The sequence below is a fragment of the Murinocardiopsis flavida genome (assembly GCF_003014485.1).
GTDB classification, from domain to species: Bacteria; Actinomycetota; Actinomycetes; order Streptosporangiales; family Streptosporangiaceae; genus Murinocardiopsis; species Murinocardiopsis flavida.
In genome coordinates this window covers 1-25,653 of sequence record NZ_PYGA01000038.1, presented here as the reverse complement: position 1 = coordinate 25,653, position 25,653 = coordinate 1, and the positions used below count along the sequence as shown (strand labels likewise).

Genomic DNA, 25,653 nt, shown 5'->3' with positions numbered 1-25,653 from the left:
CGCCGAGCATCCCATGGAGCGGTGTCCGTGAACTACCTGCCGGCCGACGAACGGCGCCGGACCATCATCGACGCCGCCGTCGACGTCATCGCCGCCGAAGGCCTCGCCCGCGCCACCACGCGCCGTATCGCCGAGAAGGCGGGGGCGCCGCTCGGCGCGCTCCACTACTGCTTCCGCAACAAGAACGAGCTCAACATGCTCATCCTGGAGCGGGGCCAGGCCACGATGCAGGCGACCTTCGCCCACATCGATCCCGCGGCGGGGTTCGAGGCGACCCTCCGGGCGAGCGTCGCGACGTACTGGCGGTGGATCCGCGAGAACCCCGGCCTGCACTTCGCGCTCATGGAACTGCTCATGTGGTTCATCCGGAACAAGGAGACCATCGCGCCGACCCTGCGCGACGGCGACATGTGGGTGGCGGTCAACGCCCCCATGGGCGGCGCGCTCATCCAGCGCAACCTCGACGCCGCCGCCCGGGCCGACGGCACCGCGCCCGCCATCGCCGTCCACGAGATCACCCGGTTCCTCATCCACCGAATGGACGGCCTGGTCTTCGAGTTCGCCGAGACGAAGGACGAGGAGTCGTGCGAACGGCAGGCGGAACTCCTCGCCGACGCGCTCGTCCACCTTTCGACGCGGTATTCGCCGGCCGCGGGCGAACACAGCCCATGATCCCGCCACATTTATTTCCCAGGTCACGTGCTTTCGTGCTGGTTCCCGCGCGGTTTCCCGCCGCCCCGAATCGCCTGGTCGGGAGAATTCCGGCCGGGAATTCATGAACGCCGTATCCAGGTCGGCGGCCTGCGCGGGCAGGTCGGCGGGCATGCTCGTGCGACGCACGAGGTGAATCCAGCACCGCGGGTTTCACACCCGCTGGCGCCGGTGGAAATAGGAGTGCGAATACCGCCCCGGGGGCCCCGGACGGGTCTACGATTCTGTCCACTCCCCCCGACGAATGAGGTGCGCGCAATGGAGCAGAATCCCCTCTCCTCCCACTTCCCGCCCGATATCGACATGACCACCCCGACGGTCGCACGCACCTACGACGCCTTGCTCGACGGCAAGGACCACTTCGCGCCCGACGCCGCGGCGGCCGAAGTCGTCGAGGGGATCAACCCGGGCACGAAGGTCCTGGCTCGGGAGAACCGGGCCTTCCTCTCGCGCGCCGTCGAGTACATCGCGCGCGACCTCGGCATCACCCAGTTCATCGACCTCGGCTCGGGGCTCCCCGCCGCGGAGAACACCCACCAGGTGGCCCAGCGGGTCCACCGCCGGGCGCACGTCGTCTACGTCGACATCGACCCGATCGTCCTCGTGCACGGCCGGGCGATCCTGGCCGACACCGCCGACACCACGGTCATCACGTCGGACCTGCGCGACGTCGACCGGGTCATGGGCGCGCCGCGCACCATCCGCCTCATCGACCTCTCCAAGCCCGTGTGCATCATGCTGGTCAGCCTGCTGCACTGCATCCCCGACTCCGATGACCCGTTCGGTCTGGTGCGCCGCTACTTCGACCGGTTGCCGTCGGGGTCCGCCCTGGTGTTCTCGCACCTGTGCGCCGACGACCCCGCCTCGGCGAACGCGTTCACCGAGGGGGTGCACAAGCTGGGGATGGAGTGGGGGCGCGTGCGCTCCCCGCGGGAGTGCGCGCGGGCCATGGACGGACTGGAGATCGTGTCGCCCGCCCTCGACGGCGGCACCGACCCGGTCCTGGTCGACTGCGTCACGTGGCGCAACGGCGACGCCGTCCCGCGCCCGCTCCCGGCGGACCCGAACAAGCTGATCTGGGAGCACGCCGGTGTGGGCATAAAGCCTTAGCGACGCCGCGGCGCGGGCCGCCGCCTTTGGTCGGGCGCGCGTGCGACTTTGGTCGGGGGACGGTGGTCTCCCGGCCGACGCGCGGGCCCGCGGCGGCGGCCTAGCGTCGGCGCCATGACCCCGACCCTGCCGCGCCGCGGCCCGCGCCGCCCGCACTCCACCCGCCGCCGCACACCGCTTGACCGCCGCAGCGCACCTCTTGCTTGCCGCAGCACGCCACCCGCGCACCGCCCCGGCGGGTCGGCATGACCGCCCACCCGGAGCGCCCGGAGCGCCCGGAGTCCGCCGCGGCCGTCGAACGGCCGCGCGCGCCCAAGGGCAGGCTCGGCCCGCGCATGGCGTCCGTTCTCGGCCTGCTGGTCCTCTCGCCCGTGGCGGCGGAGTACCTGATCGGCTACGACGATTCCGTGGGCGCCCTCCTGGCCCTGCTCGGCGGGCTGCTGATCCTGGGGCCGCTGTACGGCGGCGCCGCCGTGCTCATCCGCGAGGCGGCGCGGCGCACCGGGCGGGGCCTGCCCACGATGCTGCTGCTCGGCACCGCGTTCGGCGTGATCCAGGCGGGCCTGGTCGACCAGTCGATGTTCAACGACGCCTACCGGGACATCGACTACTGGGACGACGCGCGGCTGCCCACCCTCGTCCCGATGCTCGGCGTCAGCGTCCACCAGGCGCTCGGGTTCGTCACCGGCCATGCGGTCTGGAGCATCTGCGCGCCGATCGTCGTCATCGAGTCGCTGGCACCGCGCCGGGCCGCGGTGCCGTGGCTGCGGACGCCCGGCCTGGTCGTCGTCGCCGTGCTGTACCTATTGGCGTCGGCCGTGATCAGCTCCGACCACTACGACACCGAGGGCGCCGTCGCCTCGGCCCCGCAGTTGGCCGGCGCCGCCGCCGTTGCGGCGGCGCTGGTCGCCGCGGCGTTCGCGGTCGGACGGCGGCCGGGCCGCGCCGGCGGGCGGTGGACGCCGCATCCGCTGCTGGTGGGCGGGACGGCCCTCGTGCTGCTGGGCGCGTTCCAGTTCACCCCGCCCAACTGGGCGGGCGCAGTGGGGGCGATCGCACTGCTGGGCGCGCTCGCCGGGCTCATGGCGCTGTGGTCGCGGGGGGCGGCGTGGGGGCCGATGCACCGGTTCGCGGTGTTCGGTGGCGCGCTGCTGGTCAACGCCCTGATCGCATTCCTGGTGGTGCCGTTGGAAGGGCCGACTCCTGCGGCGAAGCTGGCGCACAACTCGGTGCTGCTCCTGTGCGTGGCCGGACTGCTCGCCGCCGCTGCGGTCGCCATCAGGCGCGCGGACCGGGGCCGCGGCAACACACCCGCGGGCGGCTGAGGGTCCCCTCCCCGATCCACGGTCTACTCTCCTCCCCCGCTCCACGATTTACATCAAACGTTTTCCTTAATGCATTACATGTTGTACTTTAGGTGTGAGTCGAGACCAGGACCATGGGCGAAACGGGGAGTAGGGACATGTCGTTCACCGAGGAAGAGCTGGCCTACCTGCGGTCGCAGCCGCTCGCCCGCATCGCCACCGTCGGCCCCGACGGGCAGCCCGACGTCGCGCCGGTCGGCTTCGAGTTCGACGGGGCGTTCTTCTACGTCGGCGGGATCGACCCGGCGAAGACCCGCAAGTTCCGCAACGTCGCGACGGGAAACGACCAGGTCGCCCTGGTCATCGACGACCTCGTCGCCGTCGAGCCCTGGACCCCGCGGTTCCTCCGGGTCTACGGGACGGCCGAGCTGATCGAGCGGGCCGGCCGGTTCGGCACGGCGCCGTACATGCGGATCACCCCCACCGTGTCCTGGAGCTGGAACCTCGAGGCGCGCGGCTTCGGCGACGACAAGGACGAGTTCGTCCCGCTGCGGACCGTGCACCAGCGCTGAGTCCCGCGGCACCCCACCGCCGGGCCCGGCGCCCGGCACCCATCCGCAGGCCGGCCCGGCCACCCGGTCCGGCCACGCCACCGGAAAGGCCGCACCGATGGACGCCGTCCACCCGACACACCCCGCCGACGACCCCGGGGAGGACCCGGGACCCGGCGCCGACCTGGCGCGCGCGTTCGCAGCGCCCGCGCGGGACATCCGCCCGAAGATCTACCTGTTCCCGCCCGCGGTCGACGCCATCGGCGCGGCCGAGCTCTCCCGCGCGATCGAGCAGATCGCCGCCGCCGGATTCGGCGGCGTCAACCTGTTCGACCTCGACATCGCCCCCACGGCGCGCCGGAACGACCTGCTGCGGTCGGCGCTGGAAACGGCGCGGCGGGTGGGAATCGCGGTCGACCCGACCATCCACAACACGGCCCGGTTCCCCGAGGTGACGGCCGACAGCGGAGTCGACCAGCAGGAGATCGCCTACGGGACCGCCGCGATCGGCGGCGGCACCGTGTACAGCGGTCCGGTCCCCGAACCCGCCACCGATCCGGAGCGGCCGCGGACCCTCGTCGCCGTGGTCGCCGCCCGCCGCGCGGCGGGCGGGGCGGACGCGCCGGACGGGGCGGACGGCGCCCCCGTGCTCCTGGACCGGGCGGGTCTCGCCGACCTGACCAAGGACGCCGAGGACGGCCGGATCACCTGGACCGCCCCCGAGGGCGACTGGCTGCTGTTCGGTGTGTGGCGGCGGTCGACCGAGTCGCCCTACGCCGACTACTTCAGCGCGCGCGGCACGGACGCCATGACGGCCTACTGGGACGAGCAGGTGTTCACGCCCGAGATCCAGAAGCTGGTGGACGAGGTCGACGACACCCTCTTCGAGGACTCCCTGCACCTCCAGGGGTACCAGCTCTGGACGCCGGACCTCCTCGCGGAGTTCGAGCGGCGCCGCGGCTACTCGCTGCGCCCGTACCTGCCGGTCGTCTTCATCCCGCACCTGAACGACTGGGTCGCCAACACGTTCAGGGCGCCCCAGACGCGCCACCCCGACACGCCGGCCGATCACGACTTCGCCGACGGCACCGGCGCGCGCATCCGCAACGATTACTACCGGACGCTGAGCGAGCTGTACGAGGAGCACCACCTCCGCCCGCTGAACGCCTGGGCGCGCTCGCACGGGCTCCGCTACCGCCCCAAGCCGTCCTACAACGCCACCCTCGACATCTCCGCCGCGGCGGCGGTCGAGGTCCCGAACACCGAGAACTTCGCCATGGGCAACCGGCTCGACGGCATCCGGGCGATCGCCGGGGCGGCGCACATGGGCCGCAGGCGGCGGCTCGTCGTCGAGACGGCGCCCACCACCACCCGCGTGGGCCACGACCTGTACTCCACGACGTGGCGGCAGGCGCTGTCGGCCGCACACGGGGCCTTCGCCGGGGGCGCGAACCACGCCGAGCTGCACAGCTTCGCCTACCCGCGCGGCCCCCGCTCGTTCGGCGTCAGCGCCGACGGCCCCGAGGCCGACTGGCCCGGGTTCTGGTCCTACATGGGGACGAGCATGCCCGACGTCGTCGGCCCGCTCGGCCTCGCCGAGGCGTACGGGCCCCGCATGCCGTACTGGGCGCACACGCCCGACGTCACCGCGTTCCTCGCCCGCGAGCAGTTCGTGCTCCAGCAGGGGCGACCGCGGGTCGACGTGGCGGTCTACCGGCACAGCTACTGGAGCCACGGCTTCCCCTACACCGCCAACCACAGCGCCGACGACCACTTCCGGTGGTTCACCGACACCACCATGGAGCGCCTCGGCTACACCTACGAGTTCATCGGCCCGGCACTGCTCGACCTGCCCGGTGCCCGGGTGGCCGGCGGGCGGCTCGACCCCGAGGGCCCCGCCTACAAGGCGCTCGTCCTCGACTTCGCGGGGCAGCGCGCCGGCGTCCGGGGGATGCCGGCGGCGGCCGCGCGGGCGGTCCTCGACCATGCCCGCGCGGGCCTGCCCGTCATCGTGGTGGGCGAACTGCCTGACAGTACCGGCTTCTTCGGCGACGCCGGCGACGACGCCGACGTCCGGGCGGCGCTCGCCGCGCTCCTCGCGACGCCGGGCGTGCGCAGGGTCGCCGCCGAGGACGCGGTCCCCGATGCGCTGGCGGCAGCGGGGGTGCGCCCCGACTTCTCGCCCGCCGCCCCGTCCAACGTGGTGGGCGTGCACCGGGCGGACGACCGCGCCGACTTCCACTTCCTCTACAACCAGAACGGGGTGAACAACATGACCGGCGCGCCCGAGCCGGAGCCCGCCCCGTTCGACCAGACCGTGGCCCTCGCGGGCAGCGGGCGGCCCTACCGGCTCGACGCCTGGACGGGCGCGATCGAACCCGTCGCCGCCTACCGGAGCGACGGCACCGGCGGCGGCCGGATCACGACCCGCGTGCGCCTCGCGCCGGGCGAGACCGCGCTCATCGCGATCGTCCGCGACACGGTGCCCGACCGCGTGCACGCGGTGGAGAGCACTGCGGACGACCTGGCGGTCGGCTCCGACGGCGGCGTCCTCGTGCGCGCCGCCGCACCGGGGACCCACACGGTGGCGTTCAGCAACGGGCGCACCGCCGTGGCGGTGGTCGGCGCGCTGCCGGACGTCGCGACACTGTCGCCGTGGCACCTCGCGGTCGAGGACTGGCTGCCGGGCCCGGACGCGGCGCAGACGCGCGTCGAACGCCACGAACTCCGCCTCGACGCGCTCGCCCCGTGGCCCGACATCCCCGAACTCCGCGACGTCTCCGGGATCGGCCGCTACACCGCGCACGTGGAACTGGGCGCCGACTGGGCCCGCAACGGCAACCGGGCCCGGCTCGACCTGGGCGCGGTGTCCGACTCGGTGCGGGTGCGGATCAACGGGGAGCTGCTGCCGCCCGTCGACCCGCACCGCCCCGTCGCCGAGGCGACCGCGTACCTGCGGACCGGCCACAACACCGTCGAGATCGAGATCGCGACGACGCTGCGCAACCGGCTGCGGACACTCGACACGCACCCGGCGTTCGCCGCGGCCGAACGGCAGCCCTACGGGCTGGTCGGGCCGGTGCTCCTCGTCCCCTACGGCGAGGCGGCGGTCGGCCTCCCGGCCTGACCGCCGCCCTGGGCCCATTAGGGTCCGGGGCGGCGGCCGCTCAGGCCCTGCGGTGGACGGCGTGCCCGTCCTGGTAGACCGTGCGGATGCGGCCGCTCAGGTCGTCGATGTCCAGCGGGTCGCCGTCGACCAGGACGAGGTCGGCGCGCTTGCCCGGTTCGAGGGAGCCGAGTTCGGCGTCCAGTCCCATCAGCTCGGCGGCGGACAGGGTCGCCGCGTGCAGCGCCTGCGCGGGGGTCAGGCCCTCGTCGACGAGCAGCCGCAGCTCCGTCAGGTTCTCGCCGTGCGGGATGAGGGGGGTGTCGGTGCCCATGGCGATCGGCACCCCGGCCCGCACCGCGCGGGCGACGCTCGACCCGCCGGACTCCTCGATCTTCGCCAGCACGTGGTCGGGGTACTGCTCACCGCCCTCGATGGCCCGGCGCAGGCCGAGCCCGGCGCTGAGCGTCGGCACCAGCCAGGTGCCGCGCTCGGCCATCATCGCGAGGGTCTCGTCGTCGAGGTGGTTGCCGTGCTCGATCGACCGCACGCCGTTGCGCACGGCCGCCTTCGCGCCGTCGGCGTTGGCGTGCGCCATGACGTGCAGGCCGGCCGCCGACGCCTCGCTCACCATCATGGCGATCTCGTCGTCGCGGAAGTGGGCGATCCGCGGCCCGGCCCCGCTCGACACCAGGCCGCCGCTGGTGGCGACCTTGATGACGTCGGCGCCGGCGCGCACCAGCTCCCTGATCTTGTGCCGGATCTGCTCCGGGCCGTCGACCACGACGGGCGGCCGCCCCGGGTGCGCGGGGAGCAGGTCCATGACGCAGGTGGAGGGCCACCACGGGTCGCCGTGCCCGCCGGTCTGGCTGAGCATGTTGAGGGAGACCCGCATGCGCGGGCCGGGGATCATGCCGCGCTCCTGGGCGACGCGCATGCCGTGATCGGCCCCCGCTGCGTCCCGCACGGTGGTGATGCCGCACGCGAGGGTCTTCGCCATGTTCAGCGCACCCTCGTAGAACTGGACGGAGAACGGCTCCTGCGCGATGTGGAAGAGGTCCGTGCTGCTCATGGTGAGGTGCACATGGCAGTCGAAGAGCCCCGGCAGGATCCCGCGCCCGGCGCAGTCGACCTCGGTGTCCCCGTCGAGTCCGGTGCCGACGGCGGCGATCCGGCCGTCCTCGACCGCGATGTCCGCGACCGTCGCGGACTTCGACACCGCGTCGAACAGTGTTCCGCCGCGGAAGACCGTGCGGGTCATGGGTGATCTCCGTTTCCGGGTCGGGCCGCGGGCTCTCCGCGGCCGGGGCCTGCCGGGTCCGAGTCCGGGTCCGGGGTCGCGTCCGTGGTGGAGTCCGACGCCGTGTCCAGGGCCGAGTCCTGATCCGCGGTCGGGTCCGGGGCCGGGGTCGCGTCCGTGGTGGAGTCCGACGCCGTGTCCAGGGCCGAGTCCTGATCCGCGGTCGGGTCCGGGGCCGGGTCCGCGCGTTCGATCTGCCGCCGGATGAGCGGGGAGCAGGCGAACAGCAGGAGGCCGAGGGCGAGCGTCCCGGCGCCGATCGCGCCGAAGTAGACGCCTGCGGTGCCGGGGTCGTAGAACCCGACGAGCTGCGCCGCGATGCCCTGGCCCGCGGCGTTGGAGGCCAGCCAGAGGCCCATGGTCTGGGTGGCGAACGCGGCCGGGGCCATCCGCGTGGTCGCCGAGAGTCCGATCGGCGCCAGGCACATCTCGCCGATGGTGACGACGGCGAGGCTGGTGATCAGCCACAGCGGGCTGCTCAGCCCGCCCGCGCCCGCCGGGAGCACGAGGATCAGGTAGGACAGGCCGGCGATGACGAGCGCGACGCTGAACTTCTGCGCGGTGGTCGGCGGGCGGGCCGACGCGTCCAACCTGAGCCACAGCAGCGCGAACAGCGGGGTCAGCACGATCAGCACGATCGACCCCACCGACTGGAACCACGAGGCCGGCATGGCGAAGCCGAACCAGTCGAGGTCGGTGCTCTCCCCCGCGTACTGGGCGATGACCGTGGCGCCCTGCTCCTGGATCACCCAGAAGAACACCGCGGCGGCGAACAGCGGGATGTAGGCGCGCAGGCGGGCGCGCTCGGCGGGGGTGGTGCGGCGGCTGCGCAGCATGACCGTGAAGTAGCCGATGGGCAGTGCGATCGCCGCCAGGCTGATGAGGTTCACCACGGCCCCGACGGACAGCGCCCCCGACCCGGCCGCGTAGGCCGCGGCGGCGATCAGCGCCGCGGTCGCGGCGCCGATGAAGGCCGCCCGCGAGCGGGGGACCCGGCGCAGGTCGAGCGGGTTCCTCGGCCGGCTGCTGACACTGCTGAGGTGGCGCTGGGTCGCCACGTAGACGATCAGGCCGAGGGCCATGCCGACCGCGGCGATGCCGAATCCGAGGTGGTAGTCGTAGGTCTGGCCGACCGTGCCGACCACGAGCGGCGCCGCGACCGCCCCGACGCTGATGCCCATGTAGTAGATGGAGAAGCCGGAGTCGCGGCGGGGGTCCCCTGCGGCGTACAGGTCGCCGACCGAGGCGGAGATCGTGGGCTTCAGCAGCCCGGTACCGCTCGCGATGAGGATCATCGACGCGAACAGCGCGCCGGCGCCCGCGGGCAGGGCCAGGCAGATGTGGCCGATCATGATCAGCACGCCGCCGTAGAGCGTCGCGCGGCGGTTGCCGAGGATGCGGTCGCTGAGCCAGCCGCCCAGGATCGCCGCCATGTAGGTGGCCGACCCGTACACCGCGATGAGGGACTTCGCGGTGCCGTCGGGGATGCCCAGGCCGCCGTTCTCGACCTGGTCGTACATGTAGTACAGCAGCAGCGCCCGCATGCCGTAGTAGGAGAACCGCTCCCACGCCTCGGCGAAGAACAGGCCCACCAGGCCGCGCGGGTGCCCGAAGAACGCACGGTCCCCCGATGCCGCGGCGGCAGGGTCCGGGGCACGCCGTCCGCTCACCATCTGCTCACCATCGACCTCCGGAGGACTGCGCTGCGGGGCCCGCGGAACCACCGGACCACCCTCGAATAAGCGCCGACGATACATCTGCACCGACCGGCTATCAATAGATGATTCGACGGAAAATTCGCCGATACCTCACTGAAACACGGATACGACGGCATCCCGTTTTCGCCATTCGATGACGTCAACGACGCCTCGCCGTGCGATAGGTTGACCGCGGCGGCGCACCACTCGAAAGGACGCGTGTGGACCTGGACGACGTGGACGAGCGGCTCGTCCGCGCCCTGCAACGCGACGGCAGGGCCTCCTACGAGGCCCTCGCCCAACACGTCGGGCTCGCGCGGTCCACCACCAAGGCGCGGGTGCGCCGACTGATCGACGACGGCGGGCTGCGCCTGGTCGGCGCCGTCCACCCGGCGGTGTTCGGCCTCAACCAGCTCGGCCACGTCATCATCGAGGTCGACGGCCCCGTCCGCGAGGTCGCCCGCGCCGTTGCCGAGATCGACGAGACCTCGTTCGTCACCACCGCCGCCGGCCGGTTCGCCGTGACCGCCGAACTGCGCACCGGCGGCCTCGACGCGTTCTCCCGCGGGTTGGCGCGCGTCCAGGCGGTCGACGGCGTCCGCTCCGTCCAGGTCGTCACCTACCTGCGGATCTGGAAGGACCCCTACTTTCCGCCCGGGCCGCTCAAAAGCCCGGGGCCGCTCGACGGCATCGTCCTCGATACCGCCGACCACGCGCTCCTGGAGCACCTGCGCGTCGACGGGCGCGCCTCCTTCGTCGAACTCGCCGCCGTGAGCGGGCTCTCCCCCGGCGCGGCCCGCGCGCGGGTGCTGCGCCTGCTCGACGCCGGGGTCGTCCACATCGGCGCACTCGTCCGGCTCAACCCGCTCAGCAGGGTCCACACGGTCGGATTCGCGCTCACCTTCGACGGCGCGGCCGAACCGGTGGCGCGCCGGATCATCGAACTCGACGAGGTCGACTGCCTCGCCACGGGACTGGGGTGGTGCAACGCCATCGGCACGATCCGGGCGGGCTCACTCGACGGCGTGTCCACGGCGCTGGAGGACATCCGCTCGACGCCCGGGGTCCGCTCCGTCGAGTCGTGGACCCACCTGCGCGCCACCAAGGAAGAGCACGACCTCGCCCGCCCCCTGACATCCCCCACCCCCTGACCCGCGCCGTCACGACCGCCGCCCCGTGCGGCGGGGGTGCGGTCCGCCTCAGGTCGCGGGGGGAGGCCTGCCTCATGGGCGCGCGCCCGCCGCCGCCGTAGCGTCGGTCCGGTGCAGACACGGAACCTCGCCCTCGCCGCGGCGCTCTGCGGCTTCGCCCTGGCGGCGCCCGCACCCGCGGCCGCCGCAGGCGGCGCCCCCGCCGCCCCCGCGGAGATCGACGCCTACATGACCAGGAGCCTGGAGCGAAGCGGTTTGCCCGGCGCCGCCGTCGCCATCACGCGTGGGGACGAAGTCGTGCACACCGCCGGGTACGGCCGCGGGTCCGGCGGCGCACCCCTGACCGCGCGGACCCCCATGGCGATCGGCTCGCTCAGCAAGTCCGTGACCTCGCTGGCGGTCGCCCAGCTCGTCGACGACGGCCTGCTCGGCTTCGATGATCCCGTGCGGGACCACCTCCCGGAGTTCCGCCTCGCGGACCCCAGGGCCGATCGGATCACCGTCAGGATGCTCCTGACCCAGACCTCGGGGATGGCGGATCCGGGCTTCCCGGAGATGCGCCGACCGCAGCCGCGCGACCTGAAGGGCGCGGTGGCGCGGCTCGCGTCGGCCCGGCTGGTGGCCGACCCGGGTACCCGGTGGAACTACCACAATCCCAACTACCACGTCGCCGCGCGGCTGGTGGAGGTGGTCGCCGACCGCCCGTTCGCCGAACACCTGCGCACGCGCGTGTTCGGCCCAGCGGGGATGGACCAGACCGCGACCCGCGACACCGCAGCGCAGCGGCCCGGCGGGCTGCGCGACGGCTACACACCCGCGTTCGTGAAGATGGCGGCGAGACCGCCGTTGGACCATTTCGTCAACGGCTCGGGCGGCGTCGTCTCCACGGCGGACGACCTCGCGCAATGGCTCATCGTGCAGGGGGACGGCACCGCGACCGACGGGACGCGCCTCGTCTCCGCGGCGGGCCTCGCCGAGATGCACGCGCCCGGCCCGGCCGGCGGCGACTACGGCATGGGGTGGGACCTCGACCGCACCGGGGGCAGGATCGCGCGCATCCACCACGGCGGCACGCTGTTCACCGCCAGTGCCGAGCAGATCCTCCTGCCGGGCGCCGAAGGGCGGGACGACTACGGCGTCGCCGTCGCGTTCAACAGCGCGAGCGCGCTGGGAGCCGAGCAGATGGCCGTCATCGAAGGACTGGTCGCGCTGGTCCGCGGCGAGCGGCCGGACCTTCCGGTGCCCGCGACCGCCTACGCCGACCTCGGCCTGACCGGGCTCGGGGCCGTCACCCTCGGAGTCGGCGGGTACCGCATCGCCCGGGCGCGGCGGTGGGCCCGGCGCCGTGCGCACCGCCCATTGCCGCTCCTGCTGCTCTCGCTGGCGCCGCGGCTCGTCCCCGTCGCACTGTTCCTTGCGCTGCCCGCGCTCGCGGGGCTGCTGTTCGGCGGCCGCGACGTCACATGGGAGGCGGCGTTCTACGGCTGGCCGCTGTTCGTGGCGTGGGCGGCGCTCGCGGCGCTGCTCAGCACCGTTCTGCTGGCGGCGCGCGCCGTCCGCCTTTCGGACGTCCGGCGCGCGCGTCCGGATTAGGGCGCGGCACCCGTCCCGGCGGCCGGTGGATTATCCTGCCGGTCGTGGCGCGGGGACCGTCCCCGGGCCGCGCAAGGGGGGCGTGATGATCGAAGACTCTCCGGCGGGGCTCGCACGGATGTTCGTCGCGCTCGCCCGCGATCTCGAAGCCGCGAAAGAGCCCACCGAGGTACTGGAGCGGATCGTCCAGTCGGCGGTGACCACCATCGACGGCTGCGAGGAGGCCGGAGTCCTGCTGGTGAACCGGCGCGCGAACACCTTCGAGTCGCCAGCGGTCACCGGTGCGCTGGTCACAGCGTCCGACGAGGCCCAGCTCGCCTTCGATGAAGGTCCGTGCCTGGACGCCGCCCGGCACGAACGCAGCTTCCTGATCGACGACATGGCAGCAGAGACGCGCTGGCCGCGTTACGCGCCCCGCGCCGTCGAACTCGGCGTCGGCTCCATGATGGGCTTCGAGCTGTTCGCCCAGGACCACACGCTGGGCGCACTCGACCTGTACGCGCACAGGCCCGGCGCGTTCGACGAGCACGCGCGCGAGATCGGCTGGGTGTTCGCGTCGCACGCCGCCATCGCGCTGGCGGCCGCCCAGCGCGCCCACAGCCTGCGCGCGGGGTACGACACCCGGCAGGAGATCGGCGCGGCGGTCGGTGTGCTGATGGAGCGCCACCGCCTCACCAGCGACAAGGCGTTCGACATGCTCAAGGAGACCTCCTCGCGCACCAACGTCAAACTCCGCGAGGTCGCCGCAGAGGTCGTCCGCACCGGCCAGCTCCCGTCGATCGGGGAGTAGCACTCCGCCCCGCCGCCCGAGCGGCCCGCCTCAGGCGGGAACTCCGCTCTTTGATCATGCGCAAACGGATCCTTCAATCGCGGCTGAAGTGTCGCCCTCCATAGAGTCGGCCCGTTCGCCGAGCGGCCTTCTCTCCGAGCCGCGTGCCGGTGATCAGTGGTCAACAGCAGCGCCAACGGCGGCGAGGGGTCGGGCTCGGTTGGTTCGGTCGGGGTGGGCGGTGGCCGGGGTAGGCGCCGGGGCGGCGACGGCCGGTGGTGGGCCGGGTGCGGGATAAGCCACCTTTGCGCATGGGGCGGGGGCCGTTGGGCCGCCGCGCCGCGGAGCCTCACACAAAAGGGCAGGTCAGCGGCTCGGGTGCGGCACCCCATCACCCCTTGCGTCTCACATCGTGAGAACTCGATGGGAGGGACAACCCAGACGTCACCCGAATGACGTCTGGGTCGTCCCTTCGCCACCCCGCTGGCCTGTGCCGCCCGCGAAAACCGGATACCACGCCGCAATCCGGGCACGTGAAGGCGGCTTCGCCCGGCCGCCCGTCCGCATGATGGACATGATCTTGGTGCGGGGCCCGAATCGGCGCCCCTCCACCGGGAAGCACGTGGCCAAAAGGGATATACGCCGCCAATTGCCCTCCGCGGGTGGGGCTCTGCGCACCTAGCCGTGCTTTTCGCTGCGCAGGGACGCGCAGGCGTGCGGGCGGCCCCGAGGAGCCCGCCTCCGACCGCCCGCCCCGGCCCACCACCGGCCATCGCCGCCCCGTCGCCCACCCCGGCCCCCGCGCACGGACCGATGCCACCGGGCCCCGGCCCCTTCGCCGCCGTTGGTGCCGCTGTTCCCCACCGCCCACCCGGCACGGTTCCGCCAGGGCCCGGAAGCCCGGCCGCCGTCGTTGCTGCTTGTGACCACAGGCCACCAGCACACGGCCCGGCCACGAGGCCGCCCAGCAAACGGACCGTGCCCGAGCGGCCCCGCCGCACGCCGGGGTTCCGCCCGCTGATCCTCTGGGGCGGGTCCCGCGCCGACCAGCGGTGCCCGCTCCCCACCCGATCGCCCGATCGCCGCAGGAAGCGGGGCCCGCAGAGCGAACGTGCCGACGTATTACCGGACGGCCGCGGGCACAGCCTGGTCCCGCGCATCGGCCGCGAGCGTACGCGCCCGGTCGGCGATCGCGATGATCAGCAGGAAAGCGGCAATGGCGGTCGCGGTCCTGATGATGTGGAAGGTGTCCCACACCTGGAGGATGTCCGCGTAGTCGGCGGGCGGGGCGTCCGCGACCCATTCCCGCATCTGGCGGTTGATGGGCACGTTGCCGAACCGGGTGACCAGGAACGTCGCAAGGAGCAGCGCGCTCGCCCCGGCGGCGAGCAGCCGCGGGACCGCCGCGCGCACCACGACGATCAGCGCGATCGCGCTGATCAGCGCCAGCGCCATTCCGGCCTGCATCACGACCGCGTTCATCTTCATGAGCGCGATGTGGAACGTCAGCCGCACGTCCAGCGGCACTGCCCGGAACGTCGGCGCGACGTTGACGGCCCCGTAGCTGAACGCACCGGCCAGCAGGCCGGTCGTGAGCAGCGCGATCCCTCTGGCGATTCGGACGAGCAGCATCGCAACCTCGATCCCTATTTACTGAGTTATTACTCAGTAATTTAGCGCGCCGGGAGGATCATCCACATCGGGGGTGGCCGCAACGGCGGGCCGCGGGCTCAGTCCGCGCGCAGGCTCGGCATGAGGGCGTCCACGACCTCGGTGGACGACGCCGTTCCGGCGTCGGCGTCCTCGGCCAGGTACCGGTACAGGGCCCGCTGGTGTGCGGCACCGACCACGAGCAGCGCCATGGCGTCGACATCGAGATCGGCGCGCACCCGGCCGAGGTCGCGCTCCTTCCGGAGGTACGCGGCGATCGGCGCGAGCCCGCGCCGCGGCCCGGCGTCGGCCGTGCGGGTCCGCTCGGCGAGGCGGTTACGGAGGTCGCCGTCGGCCTGCACGGCCGAGAGGACCGGCATGATGCGCACGTAGTACGCCTCCATGCTGTCGAGCAGGGCGACCAGGTTGTCGCGCAGACTCCCCTCGCCGGCGCGCTCGTTGATACCGGCGGCCGCCTCGCTGTAGACGGGGAGGTGTTCGTGGACGACGGCGCGCAGAAGCCCCAGCCGGTCGCCGAAGTGGTAGAAGATGCTCGACTCGGCCACCGCTGCGCGGCTGGCGATCTCCTTGGTCGACAGCCGCACGGCGCCGGTCTCGGCGATGAGCGCCTCTGTCGCGGCAAGCACCGCCTCGCGGACGCCTGTTCCGGGGCGGCCGCGCCGCCGGGTGCCTCCCGCCATCATGCCGCCCCGCTTCGTCGCGCGCCCGAGGTACCGGCCACGGACCGGCCTGGGGTGATGCTACCAATCGGGTACCCCTACCGGCCTCGGCCGCCGCGCGCGCTACGGTGCTGCGCGCACCGGGCCGGCGGCGCGCCGCCGTTGACATGCAGCCTTTCGGCTGCCTATATTTCATGCAGCCGCACGGCTGCATTTTTTTGGAGTGGCGAGAGATGGACGAGGTGTTCAAGGCCCTGGCCGATGCCAGCCGCCGCCAACTGCTGGACAGCCTGAACGCCCGCAACGGGCAGAGCCTGCGCGAACTGTGCGCCGGCCTGGACATGGCGCGCCAGTCCGTCAGCAAGCACCTGGCGGTGCTGACCGCGGCGAACCTGGTGACCACCGTCCGCCGCGGCAGGGAGAAGATCCACTACCTCAACGCCGAACCGATCAATGCCATCGCCGAGCGCTGGATCGACCGCTACGACCGCGAGCGGGTGCACGCACTCGCCGACCTGAAGACGGCATTGGAGCAGGAACCGATGAGCAGCACCGAGTTCGTCTACACCACCTACATCAACACCACACCGGAACGGCTCTGGCAGGCGCTGACCGACCCCGCCTTCACCCGCCGCTACTGGCAGGTCGCCTTCGAGTCGGAGTGGACGAAGGGCGCCACCGTCACCTGGAACCAACGCGGCGTGACGATCGCGGACCCCGAGCAGGTGGTCCTCGAATCCGAGCCCTACCGTCGGCTCGCCTACACCTGGCACACGATGACACCGGAGTTCGCCGCGTCCGTCGGGATGGACGAGGACGTCCGCGCCACGCTCGCAGCGGAGCCGCGGTCCAAGGTGCACTTCGAGATCGAGCCGGCCGGGCCGATGGTGAAGCTGACCGTCGTCCACGACGGCTTCGCACCGGGCAGCACCGTGCTGGAGATGGTTTCCGAGGGGTGGCCGCACCTGCTGTCCGACCTCAAGACCCTGCTCGAAACCGGCGAGACCTTGCCCGAGATCCCGGAATAGGCGACCGGATCCCGGAGCGGGCAGGCGACCGGATCCCAGAGCCGACGGGCGGGCGGAGTGGAGTGGAGCACGGCCCCGGAATAGGCGACCGGCCAGAGCGGGACACGGGTCCGCTCCGGCCGTCCGTGCGAACGCACCGCGGCACACCCGCGTCTTTCGTGCGTGCCAACCGCGAATGCCGTTGAACTTGGGCGTGGATCTCGTCCTGGTGCAGAGTTGGTGGGTTGCGGCCTCGGCTTCATGCCGGGAGTGAAGGCCGAGAGCGTCCTTCCCCGCAGCGGACCCGGGCAAGGCTGCCGGGGCACCGTTCCCTAGGGTCGAGGACGCTCTCGCCCCCAGACCCCTCATGGGACGCGCGCGGTCGGATACGGGTTCCCCTGAAACGCTCTCGCCCCCGGACGCTCCCTCATGGGACGCGCTTATCCCCGGGCGCAGAGGACGCGGGTTTCTCGCGGGGCCACGTAGGCGTGATGGATCGCAGTCCCCTCCCGCGCCCGCTTCTCGGAGGGCCGGCCAGTGGGGGCACGGCGGTGTTCAGGACGGGGCGGGCCGTCCGGCCGGGGGCTGGATGTGTCTTGGTCTTGGTCTTGGTCTTGGTCTTGGTCCGGGGGCCGGGGTTGATGTCGGGCGTGTGTCGACACGATCAAATCGGACGATCCCACCATTCGCCCCCTGTTCACCTCTGGCCCCGCGCCGGGCCGGTCGTTACCCTGGCCACCACGGTGCTCCCGTCCGGGTGCCCGGCGATGGACTCGTACCCTGCCCGGACGTGTGCGCCGTTGCCGTATACCTGGCGTATCCGCTCCGTCCCGGCAGGCGCCGGGACCGCCACTGTCGCCCCTCGCGACACGACCCCGCTGCCCCGTCCGACACGCCCGCCCGCCGCGCCCCCGCGGCCGGGCCGAAGCGGACCGGCCGCGAGAGAACGGTGATCGAATGAGCCCCGCAGCACACCAGCATCACGGCCAGGAGGTCATCGGCCTGGGCGACACAGCGGCCCCGTCATGGCTGACGCCCGAAACGATCGCGTCGGTCCGGGCCGCCGAGGAACCCCCCTTCGCCCCCGCCGAGTACGCGTCCCGCCTCGACCGCGTGCGCGCCGCGATGGCGGCGGCGGGACTTGACGGGCTCTTCGTGTTCCGGCCGTCCAGCGTCGACTACCTCTGCGGCTATCACAGCAAGGAGACCGCGCCGCAGCCGCTCTTCGTCACGCACACCGGCACCTACCTGCACGTCCCCGACCTCGAATTGGGCCGGGCGCTGGCCTGCTCCACCGCGGACACCGTCCTGTACTCCGCCTACGCGAGCGCGCGCCACGCGCTGGAGACCGTCGCGGCGCACGCCGCCGGGTCGGTGTCCCGCGGCGGTCGCATCGGCATCGAGTTCGCGCACACCTCCACCCCGCCGCTGATGGTGGAGCTGCTCCGGACCCAGGACGTCGAGGTCGTCGACGGCGACCACCTCGTCGAGCAGGTCCGGCTGGTCCTCTCCCCCGCCGAGATCGCGCACGTCGAGCAGGCCGCCGTGGCGACACAGCGCGGCGTCGCCGCCGCCGCACGCGCCGCCGCGCACGCCGACGCGACCGACGCCTCCGTCGGCGCCGCCATCACCGAGGCCCTCTACGGCCGGGCCACGGCCACCTCCGCGTGGGGTCCCGTGGTCGCCACCGGGCGGCGGGGCGGCATCCCCCACTCCACCTGGGGGGTGAACCCCATCAGCGACGGCACCACCTTCATCGAGTTCGCCGGCGCCCACCACCGCTACCACGCGCCGGTGATGCGGACCCTCTCCCGCGGCGGCGCCACCCCGGACGCCGAGCGCCTCGCCGACCTCGCCAAGACCGCGCTCGCGGCGGTCCTCGCCCACGCCGCCCCGGGCGTGCCGTGCTCGGAGGTCGCCGACCAGGCGCTGAAGGCCATCGGCCGGCTCCCCGACGACGTCGTCTTCCACCAGCTCTTCGGCTACCCCGTGGGCCTCGCGCACCCGCCGCACTGGATGGACGGCGCGCCGTTCTACATCACGGCCGGCAACCCCGAGCCGCTGCGCGCCGGCATGGTCTTCCACATGCCGGGCTCCTTCCGGTCCTTCGGCAGGTCGGGTGTCGGCCTGAGCCAGACCTTCGTGGTCGAGTCCACCGGTACGCGCGTCCTGACCAGCGGCGCCGCCGACCTCATCCACGTGTGAGGCGGGCCGGGACGCCCCGGCCGGCCCACGATCCGGAGAAAGGCACACGACCATCAGCGAACACACCGAACCCACGCGCGCCGGTACGGCGCCGCCGGTGACGGACCGCGCCACCATGCGGCGCGCCGTCACGGCCGCAATGATCGGCAACGCGACCGAGTGGTACGACTACGCGATCTACGGCTACCTGGCGGTCACCCTCGGCGGGGTGTTCTTCCCCTCCGACGACCCGACCGTCTCCCTGCTCGCCTCGTTCTCGGCCTTCGCGCTCGCGTTCCTCATCCGCCCGCTCGGCGCCTTCTTCTTCGGCCCGCTGAGCGACAAGATCGGCCGCCAGCGCTCGCTGTCGATCACCATCCTGGTGATGGCGGGGGCGACCTTCGCCATCGGCCTGCTCCCCGGCTACGCGACGGCCGGGGTGTTCGCGCCCATCGCCCTGGTCGTCCTGCGCCTGGTGCAGGGCTTCGCCGTGGGAGGCGAGTACGGCGGCGCGTCCACGTTCGCCGTGGAGTACGCGCCCGACAAGCGGCGCGGCATGTGGGCGAGCTGGCTGGAGTTCGGCGCCATCGCCGGGTTCCTGCTGGCATCGGGGCTCGTCGCGCTCCTCACCGTGTACCTGCCGCACGACGCCATGGTCACGTGGGGGTGGCGGGTGCCGTTCCTGATCGCCGGGCCGCTGGGGTCCATCGGCCTCTACCTGCGGATGAAGCTCGTCGACACGCCGAGCTTCCGCGCGCTGGAGGACAACGAGGAGGTGGCGCGGGCCCCGGTGCGCGACACCCTGACGAACCACTGGCGGCACGTGCTGATCTGCATCGGCATCGTCATGTACTCCAGCATCGGCACGTACACGATCCTCACCTTCATGCCGAGCTACTTCTCCGAGACCCTGAAGACCGGCGCGGGCTCCGCGCAGCTCCTGGTGTTCGCGGCGGGTGCGCTGCTGACCATCGGAATCCCCGCCGCGGGCATCCTGTCCGACCGGGTGGGGCGCAAACCGCTCCTGGTCGCCGCGGCGCTCGGCTACGCGGTCCTCGCCTATCCCGCGTTCTGGCTGATGTCGCTCGGCTCGATGCCCGGGCTGCTGTCGGGGGTGCTGCTGCTCACGCTCTGCCAGATCCCGATCCTGGGGACGACGACCGCCGTGCTGCCCGCGCTGTTCCCGACGCGGGTCCGCGGCACGGGGGTCTCGATCGGCTACAACGTCTCCCACGCGATCTTCGGCGGCACGGCGCCGCTGCTGGCGACCTTCCTGGTCGACCGGACGGGCAGCTCGTTCGCTCCGGCGTTCTACCTGATCGCGGTGTCGCTCGTGGCGCTCATCCCGGTGCTCATGAGCCCGGAGACCGCGGGGCGGCCACTGCGCGAGGAGTAGCGCCGCCGGTCCCGCGCCGCCGCAGGCCGCGCGGGACCGGCCCCGTCACAGGGTCCGTCACAGGACCCGCCACCGGCTCCGTCACAGGCCCCGCTAACGACCCCGTCACCGGCCGCCGCGGTCCGCCGCGGCGCCCACCAGCCGGGCCGCCTCGGCGGCGCACCCCCAGGACAGGGTGACTCCGGCGCCGCCGTGCCCGTAGTTGTGGACGCACACGCCGCCGCCGGGCAGGGCCTCCTCCTCCAGCCGCACCCCTGCCGGGCGCACCGGGCGCAGCCCGGCCCGGTGCTCCAGGACCCGCGCGTGTGCCAGCCGCGGGTCGAGTTCGGCGCAGCGGGCCACGATCTCCTCGGCGACCCGCGGGTCAGGCTCGGTGTCCCATGCGTTCTCGTCCCCGGTCCCGCCGAGCAGCAGGCTGCCGAGCCGCGGGATGACGTAGGTGACACCGCCGGGGTGGTCGAAGTCGGCGATGCACCGGTCGATGCCGGGGTTCTCCACGCGGACCCACTGCCCCCTGACCGGCACCACCCCGGTGTCGCCCGCCAGTTCGCGGGCCCGCAGGCCCGTGCAGTTGACGACGATTGCGGCCGCCTCCGCCGGCTCGGCCAGGGAGGTCACCTCGCGCAGGTGGACCTCTCCCCCGCCCGCGCGGAACCGGTCCAGCAGGTAGTCCAGGTAGATGGGCATGTCGATGACGGGCTGCGTGAAGAAGTAGCTGTCGCGGAACCCGTCGGGCAGCTCCGCCTCCGGTACCCGGCGCAGGTCGGGCACTGTGCTCGCCCACCACGGCACCAGGTCGACCGGGTCGCGGTACAGGTGCAGGCAGTCGCGGACGGCGACGCCCGTTGCGGGGTCCGCCGCCATCTCCACGAACACGGGCTTGCTCACCCGCGCCCACTCCAGCACCCGGTCCAGGGGGTAGGCCTTGTAGGGGAACCAGGTCGCCCCCGCGATGATCGACGTGGTGTCGGCGGGCGGCTCCGCGCTCCAGATCCGCACCGCGAACCCGGCCTCTTGCAGCGTGATCGCGGTGGTCAGGCCCACCACCCCGCAGCCGACCACGATCACCGACGTGTCCGGCAGCGCCCCACTCCGTCCCATGTCCACCATCGCCCCGCCTACCCGGCGAACCGGGTCGTCGTCCATGCGCGTCGGTGGATCCTAGTACCGGCCCCGCCGCCGCCCCGACACCGCGTCCCCCATGCGCGGGCCGCCCTCGCGGACGCGCCGCGGCCCCGGGGATGTGCTCCCCGGGGCCGCGGCGGACTCCCTCCGGTCCCGGCGCCCGCTGTGCGGTGCGCCGGTGCCGGTCAGGGCCGTGGCGGCCGCACCTCGCCCCGCCACGCGCCCGTGGGCGTGCGGCGCCGCTCGATGAAGTCCTTGAACCGGCGCAGGTCGGCCTTGATACGGCTGGTGACCAGGCCGAGCTTGTCGCCGAGCTGCTCAACGGCCCCTTCGGGGACCGTGTGCACCTGGAGGGTGACCCTGCTCCGGCCGTCGTCGATCCGGTGGAACGTGACGACACCGGCGTGGGTGACGCCGTCGACGGTGCGCCATGCGATGCGCTCGTCGGGAATCTGCTCGGTGACCTCGGCGTCGAACTCGCGGCGCCGGCCGGCGATGTCGATCGTCCAGGCGAGACGGGTGTCGCCCTGCTGGACGACGGCGATGACCCCCTCCATGAACTCGGGGAAGTCCTCGAACTGGGTCCATTGGTCATAGGCGGCCCGTACCGGGACGTCGACCTCGACGGTCTCGATGACCTCGGACATGGTGGCTCCCTTGCCGTTGCCGGGGCCCGCGCGCCGCCATCGCCGATATCCGGCTCCAGGCGGGCTGCGGGCGGTACTCGGTCGGTGTTCCGCTGCCCCGGCGCCGTCCGGATCATGCACCACGGCCCTGCGGCCCTGCCGACCTGCGGCCCTGCCGACCGCTCCCGCGAACGCGCCGCGGCCCCGGGGATTGTGGTCCCCGGGGCCGCGGCGGACTCCCCTCCGGTCCCAGTGGCCGCCGTTGGGCGCGGCGGCGTCAGGAGACGTGGGTGACCTGGATGGTCAGGTCGTAGTCGGCGTCGCCGTCGGTGAACTTGCGGACGACCGGCGGGAGCGCCTGGCCCGCGTTGGGAATCTGCTTTTGCAGCACGGCGCTGCTGAACACGAACGTCTGGTCGGCGATGTGGTCGTCGTCGAGGAAGCCGAGCAGCCACTGCACGACCGCGCCCACACCGACCACCACCGCACCGACCCACGCCGCGACACCGGTGGCGGCGAGGATGCCCGCCGCGGCGGCGAATGCCGCCGCGACCCCGGCCTTGATCTGGTCGGGCTTGCCCTCGTCGTGCTCCCAGAGCTGCACCAGCGAGGCGACCTCGCCCTCCGGCAGCGCCTGCGCGACGCAGTTCTGGCCCCAGATGCAGCCGGCCGTCGCGGAGAACGTGCGGCTCTCCCCGCTGTCGACGCCCTCGAAGATCGGGCTGCGCGTCGTGACGGGGGTGCCGCCGCCCAGGGACCCGAAGATCCAGTACGCCTCGTTCGACCGGTTGAAGATGGAGTCCCCGGCCCTCTCGATGCACTTGAACCGGGTCGCCTTGATCGTGTACTGGCCGGCGGCCGCAGCGCGCGGCGCCGGGGCCGCGTCCGGCTCGACCACGACGAGCGCCTCGGAGGCGTGCTCGCGGAGCACACTGTTCTTGATCCGCGGGAAGTCGCGCAGCGTCGCGCGCTTGGCGTGGATGGCCGACACGTCGACGTTGGTCACGTTGGGCCGGGCCCGGAAGGTGCGCACGATGCCTTCGGCGTCGCGGCGCATGTCGTTCATCGAGTACGAGCTCTTGACGTCCAGCCGGGCGAACTTCTCCGGGAAGATCGCATTGCGCATGTCCTGCGGGATCTGCTCACCCAACTCGCCGTGCTTCTTGATTTCTTCGTCGCTGAACCCGTTCCGCTGGAACGCCTGGACGACGACGGTCTCCAAATCGGAGAGCTTCTGATTCTCGGCGAACTTCGAGAAACTGTTCAGTGTGATCGCGAGAAGCCAATTGTTCTCTTTGTTCACTGCCAGCTTCCGCCGGGTTTCAGCTCCCTTTCCCTGCTTCTTTGCGACCTGTTCGAGGATTCGTTCGGGCGGGCGAGCAACCATGGTCGTCCCTTTTCCCGGCACGCCGGAACCGCACGTCGAGTGCTGTTCGCACGACGATCCGAATTATCGTCAATAAATGAGTTCCGCTGCGTGGTGTCCACCAGCGTACAACGGAGCCTAAAGGCCCTTGTGTCGATTATCCAGGCCGCACTAGCATGGCCCGCCGTCTGCAAAATGTCACCCGATGGTAATACTCCCGATGAAACACCAGCGACATGAGCCCCAAATTCTCAATACTGAGCGAATAGCGGGTGAATCGATCAGCATCGACAATGTCGGCTCATCGCGTCGTGGCCGCATCGTCACCCTTCGGATCCACCGGAATGCATTTGCAGCGGTCGTCGTGGAAAACACCGCGGCGGACTCCGGAAGCGGCCGCCGGAAATCGCGCCCCGCGCCGTTGAACGGGCCAGACGGCGGTGGTTGGTAGGGTTGCCGACGGCAGCAGTGGACCCACCGAGGAGGTGAGACCCGTCAGTACCGGATCAGGCCGGGTACTCCCTCTGCACCGCCGCGCGGTCGGCACGGCGTAGGCGGCACAGGGAGCGCCCCGCGACGGCTGCGAAAGGCTCCCATGTCGACCACTCCACTCACCCATTCCGCCATCACCGCCCGGCTCCGGGCCGTCGGCTGCGTGTTCGCCGAGGACGAGGCGCGGATGCTCATGTCCGCTGCGCACACACCGGCCGACCTCGACGCCATGGTCGAACGGCGTGCCGCCGGCCTGCCCCTCGAACACGTCCTCGGCTGGGCCGAGTTCTGCGGCCTGCGGATCGACGTCGACCCCGGGGTGTTCGTCCCCCGCCGCCGCACCGAGTTCCTCGTCCGCCAGGCCATCGGGCTCGCCCACCGCCGCACCGCCCCCTTCGCCGCATCGGGCACCGTCGTCGACCTGTGCTGCGGCTCGGGAGCCGTCGGCGCCGCGCTGGCGGCGGCACTCGGCCCGGCGGAACTCCACGCCGCCGACATCGACCCCGTTGCCGTGCGGTGCGCCCGCCGCAACCTCGCCCCGTTCGGCGGTGTGGTCGGCACCGGCGACCTCTTCGCGCCGCTCCCGGCCTCGCTGCGGGGCCGCGTCGACGTCCTGGTCGCCAACGTCCCCTACGTCCCGACCGACGAACTGGGCCTGCTGCCTCCGGAGGCCAGGGTCCACGAACCGCCGACGGCGCTCGACGGCGGCACGGACGGGCTCGACGTCCTGCGCCGGGTCGCCGCCGAGGCGCCGCACTGGCTGGCGCCGGGAGGCCACCTGCTCATCGAGACGAGCGGACGCCAGGCGCGGGCGGCGGTCGACGCGTTCGCGCACAGCGGGCTGGCACCGCGCGTGGTCGCCTCGGCCGAACTGGAGGCCACAGTGGTCACCGGCACGGCCCCGGCACACGGGTGAGGACTGGTCCGCCCCGGCCCGGACGTCGGGCCGGGTCGGGTCGTGCGAAGGCGGGACAGGTCAGGCCAGTGTGGGTCGGGTCGGGACGGCAACCCACCCCCTCTGTCCGCCGGACCTGCGTTCCGGAAGCGGCGGTGCCGTGTCCGGTTGCCCGGTACTTCGTGCCCGCTTGCGCTGCACGCGGAGTGCAAGCCCTCGACGTCGCAGGGCTGTCGGGAATCAATTGCCTTGACAGTGGATCGGCACCGGCGGAAGGCTCCGATTCCGTGACCCTTGACTTCCCGCTGCTGAGCGACCGGCTCCGGCTCCGGTGCTTCCGTCCCGACGACCACGACGCGATCCACGGGGTCTACGGCGATCCCGAGGTGATGCGCCACGTCGCCTACGGCGCCCCGGCGTCCTCCGAAGAGAGCGCGCGGATGGTGACCGACTACATCCGGCACCAGGAACGGCACGGATACTCCTTCTGGGTGGTCGAGGACCGCGCCACCGGAACCGTCATCGGCGACGCCGGGTTCGAGGCCCGCGACGACGGCGCCGAGTTCGGCTACACGCTGGCACGCGCGTGGTGGGGGCGCGGCCTGGCGACCGAGGCGGGGCGGCTGTGCGTCTCTGTCGCGTTCCGCGACCTCGGCCTGCCCCGATTGACCGCTGTGGTCGACCCGCGCAACCCCGCCTCGTCCCGGGTACTGGAGAAGCTGGGATTCCGGTTCGTGGAGCGGCGCGCGGCCTACGGCCGCCCGCATGACGAGTACCTGCTCACCACCGGCGAATGGGCCCGCTCCACCGAGGACGGCACACGGGCGGCACCCGACGAACCAGTGCCGTGCCGGGTTCTTTAGAGGCTCGGAACCAACGCTCTATCCTCTGCTGACCCGAACTCCCGCTGGTAGTGATCGGCCTCGAACTCCGCGGGCGG

General features: G+C 72.4%; 20 protein-coding genes. 13 read left to right on the top strand and 7 right to left on the bottom strand.

The window, feature by feature from the left end:
• The first annotated feature begins 27 nt into the window (after positions 1-27).
• The 5 genes from CLV63_RS31415 (at position 28) to CLV63_RS31395 (ending at position 6,803) form a co-directional block, all read left to right on the top strand.
• A complete protein-coding gene (locus tag CLV63_RS31415; RefSeq protein ID WP_170134393.1) occupies positions 28-672 on the top strand; it encodes a TetR/AcrR family transcriptional regulator in 645 nt (214 codons plus the stop codon).
• A gap of 297 nt (positions 673-969) precedes the next feature.
• The gene (locus tag CLV63_RS31410; protein WP_106586879.1) at positions 970-1,821 is read left to right on the top strand and encodes an SAM-dependent methyltransferase; all 852 of its coding nucleotides are present in this window, start codon (positions 970-972) and stop codon (positions 1,819-1,821) included.
• Between the two features lie 245 nt (positions 1,822-2,066).
• Positions 2,067-3,146 (top strand): hypothetical protein, encoded by a 1,080-nt coding sequence (locus CLV63_RS31405; RefSeq protein ID WP_146165717.1) that lies wholly within the window; start codon positions 2,067-2,069, stop codon positions 3,144-3,146.
• A gap of 137 nt (positions 3,147-3,283) precedes the next feature.
• Positions 3,284-3,697 carry a PPOX class F420-dependent oxidoreductase gene (locus CLV63_RS31400; RefSeq protein WP_106586877.1) on the top strand — a complete coding sequence of 138 codons (414 nt, stop codon included), beginning with the start codon at positions 3,284-3,286 and terminating at the stop codon, positions 3,695-3,697.
• A 97-nt stretch (positions 3,698-3,794) separates the two neighbouring features.
• The gene (locus CLV63_RS31395) at positions 3,795-6,803 is read left to right on the top strand and encodes a glycosyl hydrolase (protein WP_106586876.1); all 3,009 of its coding nucleotides are present in this window, start codon (positions 3,795-3,797) and stop codon (positions 6,801-6,803) included.
• A gap of 40 nt (positions 6,804-6,843) precedes the next feature.
• On the opposite strand, the gene CLV63_RS31390 is transcribed toward CLV63_RS31395, so the two are convergent.
• Positions 6,844-8,043: a metal-dependent hydrolase family protein gene (locus CLV63_RS31390; RefSeq protein ID WP_106586875.1), complete on the bottom strand. Its 1,200-nt coding sequence runs from the start codon at positions 8,041-8,043 to the stop codon at positions 6,844-6,846.
• Positions 8,040-9,755: a peptide MFS transporter gene (locus tag CLV63_RS31385; protein WP_245929247.1), complete on the bottom strand. Its 1,716-nt coding sequence runs from the start codon at positions 9,753-9,755 to the stop codon at positions 8,040-8,042. The genes CLV63_RS31390 and CLV63_RS31385 overlap by 4 nt, the downstream gene beginning before the upstream one ends.
• Before the next feature lie 245 nt (positions 9,756-10,000).
• On the opposite strand from CLV63_RS31385, the gene CLV63_RS31380 reads away from it, so the two are divergent.
• From CLV63_RS31380 to CLV63_RS31370, 3 genes are all read left to right on the top strand, one after another.
• A complete protein-coding gene (locus CLV63_RS31380) occupies positions 10,001-10,930 on the top strand; it encodes an Lrp/AsnC family transcriptional regulator (protein ID WP_106586874.1) in 930 nt (309 codons plus the stop codon).
• A 111-nt stretch (positions 10,931-11,041) separates the two neighbouring features.
• Positions 11,042-12,523: a serine hydrolase domain-containing protein gene (locus CLV63_RS31375; protein ID WP_106586873.1), complete on the top strand. Its 1,482-nt coding sequence runs from the start codon at positions 11,042-11,044 to the stop codon at positions 12,521-12,523.
• An 85-nt stretch (positions 12,524-12,608) separates the two neighbouring features.
• Positions 12,609-13,313 (top strand): GAF and ANTAR domain-containing protein, encoded by a 705-nt coding sequence (locus CLV63_RS31370; RefSeq protein ID WP_211301570.1) that lies wholly within the window; start codon positions 12,609-12,611, stop codon positions 13,311-13,313.
• A 1,101-nt stretch (positions 13,314-14,414) separates the two neighbouring features.
• Here CLV63_RS31370 and CLV63_RS31365 read toward each other — a convergent pair.
• Both CLV63_RS31365 and CLV63_RS31360 read right to left on the bottom strand, forming a co-directional pair.
• Positions 14,415-14,924, bottom strand: coding sequence for a DUF1772 domain-containing protein (locus CLV63_RS31365; protein ID WP_245929245.1), 510 nt, complete (start codon positions 14,922-14,924; stop codon positions 14,415-14,417).
• Between the two features lie 98 nt (positions 14,925-15,022).
• On the bottom strand, positions 15,023-15,589 hold the full coding sequence (locus CLV63_RS31360; RefSeq protein ID WP_211301569.1) for a TetR/AcrR family transcriptional regulator: 567 nt from the start codon (positions 15,587-15,589) through the stop codon (positions 15,023-15,025).
• 266 nt (positions 15,590-15,855) lie between these two features.
• On the opposite strand from CLV63_RS31360, the gene CLV63_RS31355 reads away from it, so the two are divergent.
• The 3 genes from CLV63_RS31355 to CLV63_RS31345 all read left to right on the top strand — a co-directional run bounded on the left by CLV63_RS31355 (position 15,856) and on the right by CLV63_RS31345 (position 20,209).
• Positions 15,856-16,650, top strand: coding sequence for an ArsR/SmtB family transcription factor (locus CLV63_RS31355; protein ID WP_106586871.1), 795 nt, complete (start codon positions 15,856-15,858; stop codon positions 16,648-16,650).
• 936 nt (positions 16,651-17,586) lie between these two features.
• Positions 17,587-18,834 (top strand): M24 family metallopeptidase, encoded by a 1,248-nt coding sequence (locus tag CLV63_RS31350; RefSeq protein ID WP_106586870.1) that lies wholly within the window; start codon positions 17,587-17,589, stop codon positions 18,832-18,834.
• A gap of 97 nt (positions 18,835-18,931) precedes the next feature.
• Positions 18,932-20,209 carry an MFS transporter gene (locus CLV63_RS31345; protein ID WP_245929243.1) on the top strand — a complete coding sequence of 426 codons (1,278 nt, stop codon included), beginning with the start codon at positions 18,932-18,934 and terminating at the stop codon, positions 20,207-20,209.
• Positions 20,210-20,314: 105 nt separating this feature from the next.
• Here the strand turns inward: CLV63_RS31345 and CLV63_RS31340 are convergent, their stop codons facing one another.
• The 3 genes from CLV63_RS31340 to CLV63_RS31330 form a co-directional block, all read right to left on the bottom strand.
• A complete protein-coding gene (locus CLV63_RS31340; protein ID WP_211301568.1) occupies positions 20,315-21,355 on the bottom strand; it encodes an FAD-dependent oxidoreductase in 1,041 nt (346 codons plus the stop codon).
• Between the two features lie 164 nt (positions 21,356-21,519).
• A complete protein-coding gene (locus tag CLV63_RS31335) occupies positions 21,520-21,981 on the bottom strand; it encodes an SRPBCC family protein (RefSeq protein WP_106586869.1) in 462 nt (153 codons plus the stop codon).
• A 256-nt stretch (positions 21,982-22,237) separates the two neighbouring features.
• Positions 22,238-23,263 (bottom strand): hypothetical protein, encoded by a 1,026-nt coding sequence (locus CLV63_RS31330; RefSeq protein WP_245929241.1) that lies wholly within the window; start codon positions 23,261-23,263, stop codon positions 22,238-22,240.
• A 658-nt stretch (positions 23,264-23,921) separates the two neighbouring features.
• On the opposite strand from CLV63_RS31330, the gene CLV63_RS31325 reads away from it, so the two are divergent.
• Both CLV63_RS31325 and CLV63_RS31320 read left to right on the top strand, forming a co-directional pair.
• Positions 23,922-24,734 (top strand): putative protein N(5)-glutamine methyltransferase, encoded by an 813-nt coding sequence (locus CLV63_RS31325; RefSeq protein WP_106586867.1) that lies wholly within the window; start codon positions 23,922-23,924, stop codon positions 24,732-24,734.
• 266 nt (positions 24,735-25,000) lie between these two features.
• Entirely contained in the window at positions 25,001-25,576 is a 576-nt protein-coding gene (locus tag CLV63_RS31320; protein WP_245929240.1) for a GNAT family N-acetyltransferase, read from the top strand.
• Positions 25,577-25,653 lie beyond the last annotated feature (77 nt).

Coding starts and splice junctions, on each gene's coding strand:
- CLV63_RS31410 (WP_106586879.1), top strand. CDS start 970: ATGGAGCAGAATCCCCTCTCCTCCCACTTCCCGCCCGATATCGACATG.
- CLV63_RS31405 (WP_146165717.1), top strand. CDS start 2,067: ATGACCGCCCACCCGGAGCGCCCGGAGCGCCCGGAGTCCGCCGCGGCC.
- CLV63_RS31400 (WP_106586877.1), top strand. CDS start 3,284: ATGTCGTTCACCGAGGAAGAGCTGGCCTACCTGCGGTCGCAGCCGCTC.
- CLV63_RS31395 (WP_106586876.1), top strand. CDS start 3,795: ATGGACGCCGTCCACCCGACACACCCCGCCGACGACCCCGGGGAGGAC.
- CLV63_RS31390 (WP_106586875.1), bottom strand. CDS start 8,043: ATGACCCGCACGGTCTTCCGCGGCGGAACACTGTTCGACGCGGTGTCG.
- CLV63_RS31385 (WP_245929247.1), bottom strand. CDS start 9,755: ATGGTGAGCGGACGGCGTGCCCCGGACCCTGCCGCCGCGGCATCGGGG.
- CLV63_RS31370 (WP_211301570.1), top strand. CDS start 12,609: ATGATCGAAGACTCTCCGGCGGGGCTCGCACGGATGTTCGTCGCGCTC.
- CLV63_RS31365 (WP_245929245.1), bottom strand. CDS start 14,924: ATGCTGCTCGTCCGAATCGCCAGAGGGATCGCGCTGCTCACGACCGGC.
- CLV63_RS31355 (WP_106586871.1), top strand. CDS start 15,856: ATGGACGAGGTGTTCAAGGCCCTGGCCGATGCCAGCCGCCGCCAACTG.
- CLV63_RS31350 (WP_106586870.1), top strand. CDS start 17,587: ATGAGCCCCGCAGCACACCAGCATCACGGCCAGGAGGTCATCGGCCTG.
- CLV63_RS31340 (WP_211301568.1), bottom strand. CDS start 21,355: ATGGACGACGACCCGGTTCGCCGGGTAGGCGGGGCGATGGTGGACATG.
- CLV63_RS31335 (WP_106586869.1), bottom strand. CDS start 21,981: ATGTCCGAGGTCATCGAGACCGTCGAGGTCGACGTCCCGGTACGGGCC.
- CLV63_RS31325 (WP_106586867.1), top strand. CDS start 23,922: ATGTCGACCACTCCACTCACCCATTCCGCCATCACCGCCCGGCTCCGG.